Origin of the sequence: Pseudomonas sp. CCNWLW23 (genome assembly GCF_037095675.1) — a bacterium.
Lineage (GTDB): Bacteria > Pseudomonadota > Gammaproteobacteria > Pseudomonadales > Pseudomonadaceae > Aquipseudomonas > Aquipseudomonas atacamensis.
In genome coordinates this window covers 1-18,103 of sequence record NZ_JBAWKM010000011.1, presented here as the reverse complement: position 1 = coordinate 18,103, position 18,103 = coordinate 1, and the positions used below count along the sequence as shown (strand labels likewise).

At 60.6% G+C, this 18,103-nt stretch carries 18 protein-coding genes and 1 pseudogene; 14 read left to right on the top strand and 5 right to left on the bottom strand.

All coding sequences use genetic code 11. The features are described from left to right. The first annotated feature begins 74 nt into the window (after window positions 1–74). Both V8J63_RS15295 and V8J63_RS15290 read left to right on the top strand, forming a co-directional pair. Window positions 75–1,877, top strand: coding sequence for an acyl-CoA dehydrogenase (locus V8J63_RS15295; RefSeq protein WP_336464281.1), 1,803 nt, complete (start codon window positions 75–77; stop codon window positions 1,875–1,877). 259 nt (window positions 1,878–2,136) lie between these two features. Beyond that, a complete protein-coding gene (locus tag V8J63_RS15290) occupies window positions 2,137–2,457 on the top strand; it encodes a hypothetical protein (protein WP_130887669.1) in 321 nt (106 codons plus the stop codon). A 53-nt stretch (window positions 2,458–2,510) separates the two neighbouring features. Here the strand turns inward: V8J63_RS15290 and V8J63_RS15285 are convergent, their stop codons facing one another. Together V8J63_RS15285 and V8J63_RS15280 are read right to left on the bottom strand one after the other, a co-directional pair. Then, window positions 2,511–2,813, bottom strand: coding sequence for a cell division protein ZapA (locus tag V8J63_RS15285; protein WP_130887668.1), 303 nt, complete (start codon window positions 2,811–2,813; stop codon window positions 2,511–2,513). After that, entirely contained in the window at window positions 2,810–3,040 is a 231-nt protein-coding gene (locus tag V8J63_RS15280; RefSeq protein ID WP_016772015.1) for a hypothetical protein, read from the bottom strand. Before V8J63_RS15280 ends, V8J63_RS15285 begins: the two co-directional genes overlap by 4 nt. A 277-nt stretch (window positions 3,041–3,317) precedes the next feature. Here V8J63_RS15280 and V8J63_RS27820 point away from each other — a divergent pair. The 5 genes and pseudogenes from V8J63_RS27820 to selO form a co-directional block, all read left to right on the top strand. Further along, window positions 3,318–4,040, top strand: a pseudogene (locus V8J63_RS27820) (MCP four helix bundle domain-containing protein); the annotation flags it as partial. 30 nt (window positions 4,041–4,070) lie between these two features. Further along, window positions 4,071–4,943 (top strand): methyl-accepting chemotaxis protein, encoded by an 873-nt coding sequence (locus tag V8J63_RS27815; RefSeq protein WP_370695130.1) that lies wholly within the window; start codon window positions 4,071–4,073, stop codon window positions 4,941–4,943. 294 nt (window positions 4,944–5,237) lie between these two features. Then, on the top strand, window positions 5,238–6,980 hold the full coding sequence (locus V8J63_RS15270; RefSeq protein ID WP_336464279.1) for a potassium/proton antiporter: 1,743 nt from the start codon (window positions 5,238–5,240) through the stop codon (window positions 6,978–6,980). Between the two features lie 34 nt (window positions 6,981–7,014). Further along, window positions 7,015–10,368 (top strand): mechanosensitive channel MscK, encoded by a 3,354-nt coding sequence (gene mscK / locus V8J63_RS15265; protein ID WP_076565278.1) that lies wholly within the window; start codon window positions 7,015–7,017, stop codon window positions 10,366–10,368. Between the two features lie 48 nt (window positions 10,369–10,416). Beyond that, window positions 10,417–11,880, top strand: coding sequence for a protein adenylyltransferase SelO (selO, locus tag V8J63_RS15260; protein WP_336464278.1), 1,464 nt, complete (start codon window positions 10,417–10,419; stop codon window positions 11,878–11,880). A 5-nt stretch (window positions 11,881–11,885) separates the two neighbouring features. Here the strand turns inward: selO and V8J63_RS15255 are convergent, their stop codons facing one another. Continuing rightward, entirely contained in the window at window positions 11,886–12,248 is a 363-nt protein-coding gene (locus V8J63_RS15255; RefSeq protein ID WP_041477600.1) for a type II toxin-antitoxin system PemK/MazF family toxin, read from the bottom strand. Next, window positions 12,248–12,517 carry an AbrB/MazE/SpoVT family DNA-binding domain-containing protein gene (locus tag V8J63_RS15250; RefSeq protein ID WP_336464277.1) on the bottom strand — a complete coding sequence of 90 codons (270 nt, stop codon included), beginning with the start codon at window positions 12,515–12,517 and terminating at the stop codon, window positions 12,248–12,250. Before V8J63_RS15250 ends, V8J63_RS15255 begins: the two co-directional genes overlap by 1 nt. A gap of 236 nt (window positions 12,518–12,753) precedes the next feature. Between V8J63_RS15250 and trxC the strand changes: the two genes are divergently transcribed. Next, window positions 12,754–13,188 carry a thioredoxin TrxC gene (gene trxC / locus V8J63_RS15245; protein WP_130887664.1) on the top strand — a complete coding sequence of 145 codons (435 nt, stop codon included), beginning with the start codon at window positions 12,754–12,756 and terminating at the stop codon, window positions 13,186–13,188. 132 nt (window positions 13,189–13,320) lie between these two features. Here trxC and V8J63_RS15240 read toward each other — a convergent pair whose 3' ends face one another. Continuing rightward, window positions 13,321–14,091 carry a ParA family protein gene (locus V8J63_RS15240; RefSeq protein ID WP_024011296.1) on the bottom strand — a complete coding sequence of 257 codons (771 nt, stop codon included), beginning with the start codon at window positions 14,089–14,091 and terminating at the stop codon, window positions 13,321–13,323. A gap of 356 nt (window positions 14,092–14,447) precedes the next feature. On the opposite strand from V8J63_RS15240, the gene V8J63_RS15235 reads away from it, so the two are divergent. The 6 genes from V8J63_RS15235 to V8J63_RS15210 form a co-directional block, all read left to right on the top strand. Then, window positions 14,448–15,173 carry a beta-ketoacyl synthase chain length factor gene (locus V8J63_RS15235; protein ID WP_125917460.1) on the top strand — a complete coding sequence of 242 codons (726 nt, stop codon included), beginning with the start codon at window positions 14,448–14,450 and terminating at the stop codon, window positions 15,171–15,173. Then, window positions 15,149–15,961 carry a lysophospholipid acyltransferase family protein gene (locus V8J63_RS15230; protein WP_110602643.1) on the top strand — a complete coding sequence of 271 codons (813 nt, stop codon included), beginning with the start codon at window positions 15,149–15,151 and terminating at the stop codon, window positions 15,959–15,961. Before V8J63_RS15235 ends, V8J63_RS15230 begins: the two co-directional genes overlap by 25 nt. Next, window positions 15,939–16,214 carry a phosphopantetheine-binding protein gene (locus V8J63_RS15225; protein WP_016772025.1) on the top strand — a complete coding sequence of 92 codons (276 nt, stop codon included), beginning with the start codon at window positions 15,939–15,941 and terminating at the stop codon, window positions 16,212–16,214. The genes V8J63_RS15230 and V8J63_RS15225 overlap by 23 nt, the downstream gene beginning before the upstream one ends. A gap of 9 nt (window positions 16,215–16,223) precedes the next feature. Then, window positions 16,224–16,478, top strand: a complete 255-nt coding sequence (locus tag V8J63_RS15220) for an acyl carrier protein (protein ID WP_016772026.1) — start codon at window positions 16,224–16,226, stop codon at window positions 16,476–16,478. After that, window positions 16,475–17,020: a membrane protein gene (locus tag V8J63_RS15215; RefSeq protein ID WP_016772027.1), complete on the top strand. Its 546-nt coding sequence runs from the start codon at window positions 16,475–16,477 to the stop codon at window positions 17,018–17,020. Before V8J63_RS15220 ends, V8J63_RS15215 begins: the two co-directional genes overlap by 4 nt. Further along, on the top strand, window positions 17,017–18,103 hold a 1,087-nt coding region (locus V8J63_RS15210; protein WP_336464276.1), incomplete at its 3' end, for an AMP-binding protein. The genes V8J63_RS15215 and V8J63_RS15210, both read left to right, overlap by 4 nt.

The following is an 18,103-nucleotide window of genomic DNA, read 5'->3' as shown; positions in this document are numbered from 1 at the left end:
CTTATCAATCATCCTGTTCAGTCTTTATCAGCACGCCTAGACTCGGCCCAACCCCAATTTCCAGGTAGGCCGCCATGTCCGAGACGCTGCTCAGTTCCCGCAATCTGGCTTTCGAGCTGTACGAAGTCCTCGATGCCGAGGGCCTGACCCGGCGCGAGCGCTTTGCCGAGCACAATCGCGAGACCTTCGACGCCGCCATCGGCACCGCGCGCAACATCGCCGAAAAGTATTTCGCCCCGCACAACCGCAAGGGCGATGAAAACGAGCCGCGCTATGAAGATGGCCAGGCCATTCTGATTCCCGAAGTGAAACCGGCGGTGGATGCCTTTCTCGAGGCCGGCTTCCTCAACGCCGCACGCAGCTTCGAGGCCGGCGGCATGCAATTGCCGACCCTGCTGTCGCAAGCCTGCTTCGCGCACTTTCAGTCTGCCAACGCAGCGTCGACCTCATACCCGTTCCTGACCATGGGCGCGGCCAACCTGATCGAGAGCTTCGGCAGCGAAGAGCAGAAACAGCGCTTCCTGCAACCGATGATCGACGGACGTTTCTTCGGCACCATGGCCCTGACCGAGCCCCATGCCGGTTCGTCACTGTCGGACATTCGTACCCGCGCCGAGCCTGCATCCGACGGCACCTATCGCCTGAAGGGCAACAAGATTTTCATTTCCGGTGGCGACCATCCGCTGTCGGAAAACATCGTGCACATGGTTCTGGCCAAACTGCCCGACGCCCCACCGGGGGTGAAAGGTATTTCGCTGTTTATCGTGCCGAAGTTTCTGGTCAACGACGACGGCAGCCTCGGCCAGCGCAACGACGTGCTGCTCGCCGGTTTGTTCCACAAGATGGGCTGGCGCGGCACCACATCGACGGCGCTGAACTTCGGCGATAACGGCGAGTGCGTCGGCTATCTGGTAGGCAAGCCACACCATGGCTTGAGCTACATGTTCCAGATGATGAACGAAGCGCGGATCGGCGTCGGCATGGGCGCGGTGATGCTCGGCTATGCCGGTTACCTGTATTCGCTGGAATATGCGCGTGAGCGGCCGCAGGGCCGGGTGCCGGACAGCAAGGATCCGACCACGGCGCCGGTGCCGATCATTCAGCACGCGGACGTCAGACGCATGCTGCTGACGCAGAAATCCTACGTCGAAGGTGCGTTTGACCTCGGCCTGTATGCCGCGCGTTTGTTCGATGACACCACCACGCTGGAAACCGAAGCCGAACGCAAACAGGCTCATGAGCTGTTGGACCTGCTGACGCCAATCGTCAAATCCTGGCCTTCGGAGTTCTGCCTCAAAGCCAACGAACTGGCGATCCAGATTCTTGGCGGCCACGGCTACACCCGTGAGTACCCGGTGGAGCAGTACTACCGTGACAACCGCTTGAATCCGATCCACGAAGGCACCCACGGCATCCAGTCGCTGGATCTGCTCGGGCGCAAGCTGGCGCAGAACGGTGGCGCCGGTCTCAAGCAGCTGATTCGATTGATCGCCAACACGGCCGAACGTGCCACTGCATACGATTCGTTGACCACCCTGCGCGAACCGCTGGAAAAACTCGTGGCCCGCTTGCAAACCGTGACCATCGGCCTGCTCACCGATCTGGCCCAAGGCAAGATCAACAGCGGCCTGGCGAACTCGGCGCTGTACCTGAAAGTGTTCGGTCACGCAGTGATCGGCTGGCGCTGGCTGGAGCAGGCGATCCGCGCCGAGGAAGGCCTGGCCAAAGGCAATTCGGCGGATGTCGACTTCTATAAGGGCAAGTTGCAGGCGGCACGGTATTTCCTGACATGGGAAGTGCCGGGTTGCCAGCATGAGCTGGACTTGCTGGAGGCGCGGGATGATACGTGTCTGGGGATGCGGGAGGAGTGGTTCTGATCTCGATCGTGCGTAGCGGCTTATTCCCTCTTCGCAGGCAAGTCCGTTCCCACAGGGTCTCTGGGCGTGATCCCGGTGCGAGTGGCTTGCCTGCGCAGGGACCTGATCACGCATCAGTTCAGCCTGATCATATCCAGTTGCTTTGCTGCACACCCACAAAACGCTTGTCCTGTCACCTGTAAAACCTGACAGGTTCCGCCGAAGCAATGGCCGCGTATCCTTGAACCTTCATATGGTAAACCACACAACGGATACGGATATGGACGAGCTAAAGTCGACAGAAAGCGAATCTCTTGACCTCATGCTGTTGCACATAAAAATCGGCGATACGCTACGACGAGGTCAAAACGACGCGGTAGTGACCGCAAAACACTTCGCCGCCAGCGATCCCGACTACAAAATTGAAGTGTCTTTGAAAGATGAAACGCTGGTGTCTGAGCAACCTATCTCCCATGACGTTATGCTTTGGGCTGCCAGCAAGGACGAAACGTTTGATTTCAACGGACGCAAACGCACCATAACTGCAAAAAACATTTTCGAGTCTGGCGGTCGATATCGCTGCGAACTGGTCATCGCCTGAAGCGCCCCTGAACAGAGCGCTCCGTTGAGGGGCGACGAGATTCTGGCGACCCGTCAAACCTGATTGATGGTCTTGGCAATCGTCTCGACCGTGGCGCTGACTTGCTCTTGATAACGCTCGAGTTCTTCTTTGTGCTGCTTTTTCATTTCGATCTGCTGCGAGCACAGATTCATCGCCGCCAGCACCAGCAAACGGTCGCCGATCAGCGTCGGGTATTTGCGCTTGGTGTCTTCCAGCGCTGCCTTGAGCATCATCGCCGCGTCCAGCAGGGTCTGTTCTTCCCCGGCCGGTGCCTTGATCGAATAGTCCTCGCCGAGAATGGAGATGACTTTTACCCCTGCTGTGCCGTGGTTCATGCGCTGACAGGACCGGCATTGACGCGATCAACCAGCGCCTGAATGCGCGCGGCGGTGGCGCCGTGTTTTTCTTCCTGCTCCATCAGGTTCAGTTGCAGGTTTTCGTTTTCATCCTTGGCCTGGGCCAGTTCCGTGGACAGGGTCTGGTTGGTCTGCAGCAGGGTCTGGTTCTGTTGCACCAGGTCGCTGACGAGCTGTTCCAATTGGCTGAGGGATGCTTCCAACATTTTGATCTTCCAAGCGTTTTTCAAAGGGCGCGTACGATAAAGAAAAGTCACCACGGATGCCAGGGTTAAACCGGCGCAAGGCCTTGATTTTCCTGGCGGGCAAGCGTTCTCGCGAGTTTAAAAGACTGTGATTGGTCGATCTGGTTCCTGCACTTCGTCGCTCAAGCCTGTCTGCGACAAATACGCACACCACCTCAAGACTTTAGTCGTATGACCGATAAGTCACCCATACAGCAGTCTCAGCCCGCATGGATGCGGCCCTTTTCGGTATCCGCCCATGTCCCTTCGCAATATGAATATCGCCCCACGGGCGTTCACCGGCTTCGCCCTGATCGGCGGCCTGATGTTGATCCTCGGCGTGTTTGCGCTGAACCAGATGAGCAAGATCCGCGCGGCCGGCGAAGACATCGCTACCGCCAGCGTGCCATCGATCAAGGCCCTCGACGAATTCACCCAACTGACCCTGCGCCTGCGCGTGCTGTCCTATCGTTTGCTGATCAATCGCGAACCCGACGTGCAGCAGAAAACCATCGAACTGTTCGACATGCGCAACCGCCAGATCGCCGATGCGCAACGCGCCTATGAGCCGCTGATCTCCAGCCCGGAGGAGCGCTCGGCGTACGATCAGTACGTGCAGTTGCTGGCGCAGTACCGTCAGCTTGAAGAACGCATGAAAACCCTGTCGCGCAACAACCAGATCGCCGAGTTGCAACAGATGCTTAACAGCGATTTGCTGAGCAATTCGGAAGCGGTGAACACCGCGCTGGCGCGCTTGCTGGAGATCAACACCCAGCAGATCGCCGAGACTGATCAGGGCGCGAAGGATCAGTACTCGCTGTCGTTCAATCTGGTGGTGACCTTGCTGGTGATCGCCAGCGGCCTGACCCTGCTGTTCGCCTGGCTGCTGACCGTGAGCATTACCAAGCCGATTTCCAAGGCACTCGAGGCGGCGGAAACCATCGCCGAAGGCAACCTCACCCAGCCGATCCATGTCGATGGCGAAGATGAAGCCGGGCGCCTGCTGGCGGCGATGGCGAAGATGCAGTCGAAGCTGCGCGATACACTGCAGCGCATCTCCGGCTCGGCCACACAGCTTGCGTCCGCTGCGGAAGAGCTGAACAGCGTCACCGATGAAAGTGCTCGCGGCCTGACCCAGCAGAACAACGAAATCGAGCAGGCCGCCACTGCGGTCAATGAGATGACCAGCGCTGTCGAAGAGGTCGCGCGCAACGCGGTCAGCACTTCGGAAGCCTCGAAAAACGCCACCACCTCGGCGGGCGACGGCCGTGATCTGGTGCAGGAAACCGTCAGCGCCATCGAACGCATGAGCGCCGATGTGCAGAGCACCGCGTCGCTGATCGGCGACCTGGCCAATGAATCCCGCGACATCGGCAAGGTGCTTGACGTGATTCGTGGCCTCGCCGACCAGACCAACCTGCTGGCATTGAACGCAGCGATCGAAGCAGCCCGTGCCGGTGAGGCCGGTCGTGGTTTTGCCGTGGTGGCGGACGAAGTGCGCGCCCTGGCCCATCGCACCCAGCAGTCGACCAGCGAAATCGAGCGGATGATCGGCAGCATCCAGAGCGGCACCGAACACGCCGTGGATTCGATGCGCAACAGCACCGAGCGCGCCGAATCGACCTTGAATATCGCCCGTGGCGCCGGGATGTCGCTGGACACGATCAACAGCGCCATCGTCGAAATCAACGAGCGCAACCTGGTCATCGCCAGCGCAGCCGAAGAGCAGGCGCAGGTGGCGCGGGAAGTAGATCGCAATCTGGTCAACATCCGCGATCTGTCGGTGCAGTCCGCGACCGGCGCGAATCAGACCAGCGCAGCGAGCAATGAGCTGTCGCGCTTGGCGCTGGATCTGAACAACATGGTTGGGCGGTTCAGCCTGTAACACACCTCGCTGGAGCTTCCCCTGTGGTGAGGGGATTTATCCCCGTTGGGTGGCGAAGCCGCCCCAAAAGCAGCGTATGCGGTTCCCTTTAAGGATCCGCGTACAGCGGTTTTACGACGGCTGCGCCGCCGAACGGGGATGAATCCCCTCGCCACAGTCATCATTCGCCGCATTTCCAGGGTGATTTTGCAAAAAAGCTTTTTGACAGCATCACATTTCAACAGGTTAGAATCGCTGGCACGCAGACTGCATGGTCAGTTTGTGCCTCGTCTTTACGCTTCTGGAGTACTGCCTTTGAATGCGACGACCATCAACAGCCTGTTCTTGATCGGCGCGTTGCTGGTAGGCGCAAGCATTCTTGTCAGTTCTCTTTCTTCACGTCTCGGCATTCCGATTCTGGTCATCATTCTCGCGGTCGGCATGGCGGCCGGAGTCGATGGTGGCGGGATCATTTTCGATAACTACCCGACGGCCTATCTGGTCGGCAACCTCGCCCTGGCAGTGATCCTGCTCGACGGCGGCTTGCGTACGCGGGTGTCGAGTTTCCGCGTGGCCTTGTGGCCGGCGCTGTCGCTGGCCACGGTCGGGGTGTTGATTACCACCGGGCTGACCGGCATGGCCGCTGCGTGGCTGTTCGACCTCAATCTGATTCAGGGCCTGCTGATCGGCGCCATCGTCGGCTCGACCGACGCCGCTGCGGTGTTCTCGCTGCTCGGCGGTAAAGGCCTCAACGAACGGGTCAGCGCCAGTCTGGAAATCGAATCCGGCAGCAACGACCCGATGGCGGTGTTTCTCACCGTCACCCTGATCGACATGCTCGCCAGCGGCCAGACCGGCCTGCACTGGAGCCTGCTGACCCACCTGATCCGCGAGTTCGGCATCGGTGGCGTGATCGGTCTGGGCGGCGGCTGGGTGATGCTGCAACTGGTCAATCGCATCAATCTCGCCGCTGGACTCTATCCGATCCTCATCATTGCTGGCGGTCTGGTGGTGTTCGCGCTGACCAACGCCTTGCATGGCAGCGGCTTCCTCGCCGTCTATCTGTGCGGTCTGGTGATCGGCAACCGCCCGGTGCGCAGCCGCCACGGCATTCTGCATATGCTCGACGGCATGGCCTGGCTGGCGCAGATCGGCATGTTCCTGGTGCTGGGCCTGCTGGTCACGCCCCACGATCTGCTGCCGATCGCTCTGCCCGCCCTCGGTCTGGCGCTGTGGATGATTCTCTTCGCGCGGCCGCTGTCGGTGATGGTCGGCCTGCTGCCGTTCAAGGCCTTCCACGGTCGCGAAAAAGCCTTTATTTCCTGGGTCGGCCTGCGCGGCGCGGTGCCGATCATTCTCGCGGTATTCCCGCTGATGGCCGGGCTGCCGCAAGCGCAGTTGTATTTCAATCTGGCGTTCTTCATCGTGTTGGTGTCGCTGCTGGTGCAGGGCACGAGCCTGCCGTGGGTGGCCAAGCTGCTCAAGGTGACGGTGCCGCCGGAACCCGCGCCGATTTCCCGGGCGGCACTGGAAGTGCACGTCACCAGCGAGTGGGAACTGTTCGTTTACAAGCTCGGCGCGGAGAAATGGTGCATCGGCTCGCCCCTGCGTGAGCTGAAAATGCCCGAAGGCACACGCATCGCGGCGCTGTTTCGTGGCCAGCAACTGCTCCATCCGTCGGGTAGTACGGTGCTGGAAGTCGATGATTTGCTGTGTGTTATTGGCCATGAACACAACTTGCCGGCCCTCGGCAAACTGTTCAGCCAGGCACCGCAACGCGGCCTCGATCTGCGTTTCTTCGGCGACTTCGTGCTCGAAGGAGACGCCCAGCTTAAAGCGGTTGCAGCGCTGTATGGCTTGCCGGCCGAAGGCATCGATCCGGACATGACCCTGGGCGGGTTCATTGCGCAAAAAGTCGGGGGTGCTCCCATCGTCGGCGACCAGGTGGAGTGGAACAACACCCACTGGACGGTGGCGGTCATGGACGGGAACAAGATCGGCAAAGTGGGCGTCAGATTCCCCGAAGGAAGTCGCCCGGGCCCCGGACTCTTCCTCTAAACTGCTCCCACTCTCACTTGCTTGACCGGTCTCTATGCCTACCCTGCGCTCCTTTTTCGCCGCGGCCCTGCTGGGCCTCAGTCTCGTCGTCGGCCCGCTGCATGCTGCCGAACCACCGTCCAGCGATGCCGTGCAGGCCAGCCTCGACAAGCTGGCCGACAGTAAACTGCCGGACGCCGACAAGAAGACCCTGCAGACCGTGCTGCAGAACACCCTCAATCAGCTGAACAACCAGCGTGATTACGAGCAGAAACTGATCGATCTCAAGCGTCAGCTGGCCAACGCGCCGAAGCAGACGATTGAAAATACCCGCGAACTCAGCCGCCTCAAGGCCACCGCACCGGTGCCGGTCGCGCAGCGTTTTCCGAAGGAGTCGATTCAGCAACTGGAGCAGATCCTTACCGATCGCTCGACCCAGCAGAGCGATCTGCAAAAAGCCCTGGCCGAAGCCAACAGCCTGATCATCACCGCGCAGACTCGCCCCGAGCGCGCTCAGGCGGAGATTTCCGCCAGCCAGACGCGCATCCAGCAGATCAACACCATCCTCAAATCCGGCAAGGACACCGGCAAAACGGTCACCGCCGAACAGCGCGACCAGTTGAACGCCGAACTGGCCGCACTCAATGCGCTGATTCCGCTGCGCCGCCAGGAACTGGCCGGCAACACCCAGTTGCAGGATCTGGGCAATGCCCAGCACGACTTGCTTTCGGAGAAATCCGACCGCCTCGACCGCGAGATCCAGGAACTGCAAACCCTGATCAACCAGAAGCGTCTGGCGCAGTCGCAGGAAACCGTTACCCAGCAATCGATCGAGGCGCAGAAGGCAGGCGGCAGCAGCCTGCTGGCAAGCGAGAGCGCGACCAACCTCAAGCTTTCCGACTATTTGCTCAAGAGCACCGACCGTCTCAACGAAGTCACGCAGCAGAACCTGCAGACCAAACAGCAACTCGACACCCTGACCCAAAGCGATTCGGCGCTGGACGAGCAAATCAACGTGCTCAAGGGCAGCCTGCTGCTGTCGAAAATTCTCTATAAACAGAAACAGGCGCTGCCGCACCTGAAAGTTGACCGCGACCTTGCCGACCAGATTGCCGATATTCGCCTGTATCAGTTCGATGTCAGCCAGCAGCGGGAGCTGCTGAGCAACCCGGCGACCTACGTCGACAACTTGCTGGCCACGCAGCCGCCGGAGCAGGTCACCCCGCAACTGCGCAAAAGCCTGCTCGATCTGGCCAACACCCGCGCTGATCTGCTCGAGCGGCTGAACCGCGAGTTGAGCGCGATGCTCAACGAATCGATCACCCTGCAGCTCAACCAGAAACAATTGCTGAGCACCGCGCAAAGCCTGCGCGCGACCCTCGACGAACAGATGTTCTGGATCCCCAGCAACAAACCGCTGGATGTGGAATGGATGCGCGGCGTGCCCGAGCGCCTGGAGCGGCAGGTCAACACCCTGCCCTGGGCGTCGAGCCTGAGCGAACTGGCTGACGGCCTGACCCAGCGGCCATTGCTGTTCCTGCCATTGGCGCTGCTGATCGGCGCCCTGTTGTGGCGACGCAAGGCCCTATACGGAAGACTCAACAAGGTTCACCAGGACATCGGCCACTTCAAGCGCGACAGCCAGTGGCACACGCCGCAGGCGATTCTGATCAACATTCTGTTGGCAATGCCGGTGGCGCTGGGTCTGGCGCTGTGCGGTCTGGCCCTGCAGATCGACGCGCGCGGGCAGAACGCCAACATGGGCGCGGCGCTGTTGCAGATGGGCCAGGCCTGGCTGGTGTTCTACACCGCGTACCGGATTCTTGCGCCGGGTGGCGTGGCGGAATTGCACTTCCGCTGGGAAAAACCGCAGGTCGAGTTCCTTCAGGGCTGGGTGCGTCGATTGGGCCTTGTGGTCATGGCGCTGGTGGCCGTGGTGGCCGTCGCCGAGTTGCAACCAGCGGCGCTGGCTGATGACGTGCTCGGCATGCCGGTGGTGCTGACCTGCTACGCCTTGATGGCGTGGCTGCTCAGTCGCCTGCTGATCAGCAGCCCGACGCACCAGAACGCTTCGCTGTTCCGCAAAGCCGTCGGAGTGATGTTCACCCTGCTGCCGATCGCCCTGTTTGTCGCGGTGTGCTTCGGCTACTACTACACCGCGCTGAAACTCAGCGACCGCTTGATCAATACCCTGTACCTGCTGATGTTCTGGCTGGTGATCGAGGCCACCTTCGTGCGTGGTCTGAGCGTTGCCGCGCGGCGTCTGGCTTACCAGCGCGCGCTGGCCAAACGGCAGGCGGCAAAAGAGGCCGGCGACGGCGAAGCGGTGATCGAAGAGCCGACCCTGGACATCGAAAAGGTCAACGAACAGTCCCTGCGCCTGATCCGTCTGGCCCTGCTCGGCGGTTTCATCGCGGCGCTGTACTGGGTCTGGTCGGACCTGATTTCGGTGTTCTCGTATCTGGACAACATCACCCTCTACGAATACACCAGCGGCACTGGCGCCAACATGAGCATGGTGCCGATCAGCATCGGCGACATGCTCGGCGCGCTGATCATCATCGGCATCACCTTCGCGCTGGCGCGCAACTTGCCAGGTCTACTCGAAGTGTTCGTACTGTCCAAGCTCAACCTGGCCCAGGGCAGCGCTTATGCAACAACGACGCTGCTGTCCTACGTGATTGCCGGCGTTGGTTTTGTCACCACCCTGTCGACCCTCGGCGTCAGTTGGGACAAGTTGCAATGGCTGGTGGCGGCGCTGTCGGTAGGCCTCGGTTTCGGTATGCAGGAGATCTTCGCCAACTTCATCTCCGGCATCATGATCCTCTTCGAACGCCCGGTGCGAATCGGCGACACCATCACCATCGGCAACCTCTCGGGCACGGTGAGCAAGATCCGCATCCGCGCCACGACCATCACCGACTTCGACCGCAAGGACATCATTGTCCCGAACAAGACGTTCATCACCGGGCAACTGATCAACTGGTCGCTGACCGACACCATCACCCGCGTCACGCTGAAACTCGGCGTCGATTACGGTTCGGATCTGGACCTGGTCAAGGAACTGCTGCTCAAAGCGGCCCGGGAGAACCCGCGTGTGCTCAAAGAACCTGAGCCACACGTGTACTTCCTCAACTTCGGCGAAAGCACCCTCGACCACGAACTGCGCATGCATGTGCGCGATCTCGGTGACCGCAACCCGGTGCTGGATGAGGTCAACCGCTTCATCAATCGCGAGTTCAAGAAGCAGCACATCAACATCTCGTTCCGGCAGATGGAGGTTTATCTGAAGAACCTGCACGGCCAGGAATACAAGATGGTGCCTGTGGAACCCGAGAACAAAACCATCGTGCCGATCGTCGACGGGCAGAAACCGTTGCCGGAACCGCCACCGAGCAAACTCGACTAACCGACATGGTCCCAGCAGAATGCTTGGACATTCTGCTGGAGCCGGCCCGTGAAAGCCCTCGACGAACTGACTTTCGACAACCGCTTTGCCCGCCTGGGCGACGCGTTCTCCGCGCACGTGCTGCCCGAACCGATCGACAATCCGCGTCTGGTGGTCGCCAGCCCGGCCGCTCTGGCCTTGCTCGATCTCGATGCGGCCAGCGCCGAAACCGAAGAATTCGCGCAACTGTTTGGCGGCCACAAGCTGTGGGCCGACGCCGAGCCACGGGCGATGGTGTATTCCGGCCATCAGTTCGGCGGTTATACCCCGCAACTGGGTGACGGGCGCGGTCTGCTGCTGGGCGAGGTGTACAACAACGCCGGTGAACACTGGGACCTGCACCTCAAGGGCGCCGGGCAAACGCCGTTTTCGCGCATGGGCGATGGTCGCGCGGTGCTGCGCTCATCGATTCGCGAGTTTCTCGCTTCCGAAGCGCTGTACGCGCTGAACATTCCATCTTCGCGGGCCGCCTGCGTGATTGGCTCCGACACGCCGGTCTGGCGGGAAAAGCAGGAACGCGCGGCGATGGTGCTGCGTCTGGCGCCGAGCCATATCCGCTTCGGCCATTTCGAATACTTCTACTACACCAAGCGCCCCGAGCAGCAGAAACAGCTTGGCGAGCATGTGCTGGCGATGCACTTCCCCGAATGCCTGGAGCAACCGGAACCGTATCTGGCGATGTTTCGCGAAATCGTCGAACGCAACGCCGAGCTGATCGCCAAGTGGCAGGCTTATGGCTTCTGCCACGGCGTAATGAATACCGACAACATGTCGATCCTCGGCATCACCTTCGACTTCGGCCCGTTCGCCTTCCTCGACGATTTCGACGCAAATTTCATCTGCAATCACTCCGATGATCAGGGCCGCTACTCGTTCAGCAATCAGGTGCCGGTGGGCCAGTGGAACCTCAGCGCGCTCGCCCAGGCACTGACGCCGTTCATCAGCGTCGAGGCCCTGCGCGAAACCCTCGGCTTGTACCTGCCGCTGTTCCAGGCGCACTACCTCGACCTGATGCGCCGCCGCTTCGGCTTCACCACCGCCGAGGACGACGATCAGCAACTGCTGGAAAACCTGCTGCAACTGATGCAGAACAGCGGCGTCGACTACACGCTGTTCTTCCGCCGCCTCGGTGAAGAGTCAGCCGAACAGGCCATCGCCCGCCTGCGCGACGATTTTGTCGATATCAAAGGTTTCGATGCCTGGGGCGAACGCTACGTCGCCCGGGTCGGCCGCGACGGCAATGCCGATCAGGCACAACGCCGCGCACGGATGCATGCGGTCAATCCGCTGTACATCCTGCGCAATTACCTTGCGCAAAAAGCGATTGATGCGGCTGAGCAAGGCGATTATTACGAGGTGCGCCGGCTGCATGCGGTGCTGAGCAAACCGTTTGAGGAGCAGCCGGGGATGGAGGGTTACGCCGAGCGGCCACCGGAGTGGGGAAAGCATTTGGAGATCAGTTGTTCTTCGTAGGCGCTTCAGCTTAGCGGGTCGATTGCACTGATTACACGGTCGACGATGTCAGACATTGTCACGTCATCCAGTCGCTCGATGAATTTGGCCGTGCCGTCTCGTACCCGTTGTTCTATGTCAAAACTGCGAACCTGATTACACACCGCTACACCATTGGTTTCGTGGCCAGTAATGGCGACCGCCAAACCCATATTCCGGCTGAAATTCCCACCGCTAGTAACAGGCACCGTCATGCTCACGCCCAATGCGTTGATCTCTCTGGGCGTGATCACCACAAAGCGATGTCTGTTCATCATCTCCCGCCCCGCCACTGGGTTTGGATCAATCCAGTAAACGTCACCCCGCTGAGGGGGCTGTCGGCGCACCATCAACCCAGCTCCCGGCCGACAGAATCACCTTCAAGGGTCTCGCTAGTCTGGGCGTTAAGTTTCTGCAATTCTTCTGCGCCTTCGAGTAGCTCTGACAAACTATAACGCTTACGCGTAGCGGCTACGGCTGGACGAGCAATCAGTTCGCCATCGACCACATTCAGCTCTAGCTGTGCGCCAATCTCCAGATGCAACAACTTTAAAAGCGTGGGCGGAATCGTAATGACGGCAGCGCCGCCTTGGCGGCGTATCTTGGAAGTTACGGACATTATGTCGCTCCGATTTGATGCATAGGAATCATCGATTCCTGGATTAGTGCAACAAAAGTAGCACGCAGATAAAGACAAAGCGATCTCCTCACGACAAGCGTAAAACGCCGAATTGGTCTTCAGACCAGCCATCGATCCCGGAACGGTTTTGAGAAAAATGTGAGCAGTTGCGACATTGATAAGTTGGCAGATCGACTCCAAATCAGTTCTATAGACTGCCTATCAGAGAACCAATCATGACCACCCCACTCCTCATCCCCTGCCCCTCCTGCAACGGCGTCAACCGCATTCCAGCCGAGCGTCTCGCCGATCAACCCAAGTGCGGACGCTGCAAATCTGCGGTGCTGTTGAGCAAGCCTTTCGAACTCAAGCAAGGCGATTACGCCAGTCAGATCAAGGGCGATCTGCCGTTACTGGTGGATGTCTGGGCGGACTGGTGCGGGCCGTGCAAGTCGTTTGCGCCGGTGTTCGAACAGGCTGCGGCGCAGCTGGCGGGCAAGTGTCGGCTGGCCAAGCTCGACAGCGAAGCGAATCAGCAGTTGTCGGCGCAGTTGGGGATTCGCTCGATTCCGAGTCTGATTCTGTTTAAAAACGGCAAGGAAGTGGCGCGGCAGAGCGGTGCGTTTCCATTGCCGCAGTTGATGGCGTGGCTGCGTAGCCAAGGCATCTGACCCAACACAGACCACCCTGTGGGAGCGAGCCTGCTCGCGAAGGCGGTCGATCATTCAGCGCCGATGTTGAATGTGCCGGCCTCTTCGCGAGCAGGCTCGCTCCCACAGGAGATTTGCGTGTGAGTCGGGGAATCAGTGGTCTTCCAGCAGATTGTGCAGTTCCACAAACTGCTGGGTCAGCTTGTGCCGTGGATCGAGGTGGATCAGCGGCATGCTCGCTTGGTGCGACTCGCGCATGCGCACCGAACTGCTCAGATACACCGGTAATACCGGCAAGCCTTCGGCGATCAACTCATCGAGCATCTGCTGCGGCAGGCTGGCCCGCGCCTGGAACTGATTGACCACGATGCCTTCGACTTCCAACCCTTCGTTGTGGTCATCCTTCAACTCTTCGATCTCGGCGATCAGTCCGTACAGGGCCTGACGTGAAAAGCTGTCGCAGTCGAAGGGGATCAATACTCGATCCGCGGCAATCAGCGCCGATACCGCGTAGAAATTCAGTGCTGGCGGGGTGTCGAGATAGATTCGGTCGTAGTCCTCGGACAATTCGTCCAGCAACTTGCGCAGCTTGTTGATCTTGTGTTTCGCCTCGAGCTTGGGCTGCAGGTCGGCCAGTTCGGCGGTGGCGGTAATGATGTGCAGGTTGTCGAACGGCGTTTCATAGATGTCCGCCTGATTCTTTTTCGAGAACGGCCCGGAGGACAGCGTCTGTTTGAAGAAGTCAGCGATACCCATCGGGATATCGTCGCCGGTGAGACCGGTCAGATACTGAGTGGAATTGGCCTGGGCATCGAGGTCTACCAACAACGTGCGATAACCCTCGCTGGCGCTGACCGCCGCCAGATTGCAGGCGATGCTGGATTTGCCCACGCCACCTTTCTGATTGAACACCACGCGCCGCATGACCAAACCTCCGTGTATCAAAGAATGACCGAGTGTAGTTGGCGGTGACCGCGCTTCGCTACCTTCACGGACATGGACTACGTCGTCAGGTGTAAAAACCGACGCCCAGGCATGGAAAAAACCGCCAGCCATCGCAGAGACACCTGACAGACACGCCGCGTCAAATCTGGATAATGGCCAAGTGATAGCCATGCAGCGAACCGCTCGGTACATTTTGTTGGGCAAAATGTAACCAACATTTGCTACACACCCGTCGCACCGGGATAATGCGCGCCACCCGGCGCCCTGCGCCAAGCCAAGCCTGCTGCGGCGCTGGCGACTCAACGCGTCAACGAAAGCCCGCAGGGGCGGGATGAATGTCCGTGATCAACTTCAACATCGCCCAATGGCGCGCGTGGGCCCCGGGGCTCGACAGCGTGGACGCCTGGCAGGCCTGGAGCCGACAACCGGTCGTGCTGCAGAGCAGTGATGCCGCGCCCGATGTGTCGTTTCTGCCGGCCATGCAACGCCGTCGCCTCAGCCGCCTGGCGCGGATGGCCTTCAGCGTTGGCTGGCCGCTGGCCGAAGGCCGGGACCATCTGCCGCTGGTGTTCGTCTCGCGGCACGGCGAAACCCCACGCACGTTTGAAATCCTCCGCGATCTGGCCACCGAACAGCCCTTGTCGCCGACCCAATTCAGCCTTTCAGTGCATAACGCGATCATCGGTTTGTGGTCGATCATGCGCGGTGAAACCAGCGAAATGACCGCCCTCGCGGCGGCTGGCGATGGCCTTGAACACGGCATGCTTGAAGCAGCCGCACTGCTCGAAGAAGGCGCCCCGGCCGTGCTGCTGGTGATCACCGAAGAGCAACCGCCCGAGGCGTATTCGCAGTGGGTCGATGACGTGCCATTCCCTTACGCGCTGGGTTTATTGCTCACGCCCGGTACCGACTGGCGGCTGACCCTGAACAGCAGCACCGAAACCCGGTCCAAGGCGCACTGGCCGCACGCGCTCAACCTGCTGCGAACCCTGCTCGGCCAGCAACCTGACTGCCAACATGCGTGGAAAAATCGTGTATGGACCTGGCATCGCAACCCGTGACGGCCAAACACCGCGACGCCTACTACTGGCGGCTGCTGGCCACTGCTGCGAGCTTCGCCTTGTTCGGGCTCGGCGGGCTGTGTCTGCGCCTGCTGGTATTTCCGCTGCTCGGCTGCCTGCCCGGTGACGCGCTGGTCCATCGCCTGCGCGCGCGGCGTACGGTCAGTCGCTTGTTCTGGTTTTTCGTGCGTTTCATGGCCCGCACCGGCGTGCTCACTTACAACATCGAGGGTGCCGAGCGCCTCGGCCGACCGGGGCAGATGATCATCGCCAACCACCCGTCGCTGATCGATGTGGTGTTTCTCATCGGTCTGGTGCGCCACGCCAATTGCGTAGTGAAGAAAACCCTTTGGGAAAACCCGTTCACTCGTGGGCCGCTGCGCCGCACCGAGTACATCAGCAACGACGGCAGCATGGACATGCTCGACGCAGCCGCGCAGTCGTTGCAGGACGGCCAGACTCTGATCATCTTCCCCGAAGGCACCCGCACTCAGCCGGGGCAGGCGCCGGCCTTTCATCGGGGCGCGGCGGCAATTGCCCTGCGCGGTGCGAAAATCGTTACCCCGGTGATCATCAAGGTCAGCCCGACCACCCTGACCAAAGCCGAGCCGTGGTATCGCATCCCCCATCGCCGCGTGCACTTCAGTTTTCGCGTGGGGGCCGATATAGACCCACAGACCTTCGCCGCGCAAGGCCCCGCACCGCAGGCCTCGCGCAAGCTCAACGATTATTTGCATGACTATTTTATTAAGGAGCTCGCCGCAGATGAGCGATCAGAACACCGCTAGCCTGGTGCGTGACATCAAACTGCTGATCATCGACGCCTTGGGCCTCGAAGACATCAGCCCCGAGGACATCGGCGACGAGCAGACATTGTTCGGCGAAGGCCTCGGCCTGGACTCCGTGGACGCGCTGGAACTGGGCCTGGCGATCCAGAAAAAATACGGCATCAAGATCGACGCCGATGCCAAAGACACCCGCAACCATTTCACCAACGTGGCCAGCCTTGCGGCATTCGTCACGGCAAAACAGGCAGCTTGAGACCGGACCATGCAAACTCGTGACGATATCTTCAACACCCTGCGCGATGCCCTGGTCGAGCTGTTCGAGCTGGATCCGGCCCGCGTAAGCATGGACGCCAATCTGTATCAGGATCTTGAAATCGACAGCATCGATGCGGTTGACCTGATCGATCACATCAAACGCCAGACCGGCAAGAAAATCGCCGCCGAAGAATTCAAATCGGTGCGCACCGTCGGTGACGTGGTCGAGGCGGTGTTCCGTCTGGTTCAACCGGCCGCATGAGCCGACTGATCGGCCTGGGCCTGCTGCTGGCCGGTCTGCTGTACCCCTTTGCGGTGTATTTCGGCATGGAGCATTTCGCCCCGTGGCAATTTGCACTGCTGCTGGGCAGCCTGTGGCTGGCGCGCGCTCTGACCGGCGAACGCAAGCCCGGCAGCCTGTGGATGGCGTGCGTGGCGATGGTGTTCTGCCTGCTGCTGGCGGTGTTCGACAGCCCGCAGCTGCTGCGCTGGTACCCGGTGCTGATCAGCGCATTCATGCTGGTGCTGTTCGGCGCCAGCCTGAAATACGGCCCGCCAATGGTCGAGCGTCTGGCGCGCTTGCGCGAGCCGGAACTGCCGGAGGTTGCCATTCGCTACACACGCAAGGTCACGCTGGCCTGGAGCGTGTTCTTCTTCTGCAACGGTTTGTGCGCCGCCCTCCTCACCCTGTGGGCGCCGCTGGATTGGTGGATGTTGTACACCGGCCTGATCTCCTATGGATTGATCGGCCTGATGTTTGCCATTGAATGGCTGATACGACAACGGGTAAGAGGCCGTACATGAATTGGATAAAACTTGAGCAGCTGTTGCTCAAGGCACTGCCGGCACGCGCGATCTGCCAGGCGCCGGCACTCGATCACACGCAACTGCGAGCGCAGGCCTTGAGCGTCGCCGCGGGTCTGCAAAGCCGAGGCGTGAAAAGGCTGGCCGTGCATCTGGAGGATGCCGCCGACCTCGCCATCGCCCTGTTCGGCGCGTGGCGTGCCGGCGTCAGCGTGTTGCTGCCGGCGGATCTGCAAGCGCAGACGCGTCAGCGCTGGTCGCAGGAAGTCGATCTATGGCTGACCGATCAATCCGGCGACGCCCACTTGGACGACTTCACTCAGCCCGAACTGCCCGGAGCACAACTGGATCTCGATCAATGCCGACTGAGCCTGTGCACTTCCGGCTCCAGCGGCGAACCCAAGCGCATCGACAAGACCCTGCGCCAATTGGCCAACGAGGTCGAAGCGCTGGAACAGCTATGGGGCGCAGACCTCGGCGAAGCCTGCATCATCGGCAGTGTCGCCACGCAACACATCTATGGCCTGCTGTTTCGCGTGTTGTGGCCATTGTGCGCCGGGCGTCCGTTCGTGCGCCGGCAACTGGCCTTTTCCGAAGACTTGCAACGCGCCAGCCGCGAATACCCGGCCTTCGCCTGGGTCGCCAGCCCGGCGCTGCTCAAGCGCATGGGCGACAACCTCGACTGGCCGGCCCTGAGCGCGGTGCGCCGGGTGTTTTCCTCCGGGGGCGCGTTACCGCCGGAAGCGGCGCAAAGCCTGCAACAGCGCTTACAGCAATGGCCGACGGAAATCCTCGGCAGCTCGGAAACCGGCGGCATCGCCTGGCGTCAGGGCGAGTCGTTGTGGCAACCGTTTGCCGGCGTCGAACTGAGCGAGGACAGCGACGGCGCCCTGCTGATCGCCTCGCCTTACCTGCCCGCCGGCCATGTCGAACACAGCGCCGATGCCGCGCGCATTGCCGCCGATGGTCGCTTCGAACTGCTGGGGCGACTGGACCGCATCGTCAAACTGGAAGAAAAACGCATCTCGCTGCCGATGCTTGAGCAGGCCTTGGCAGCCCATGACTGGGTCGCCGAGGCGCGCC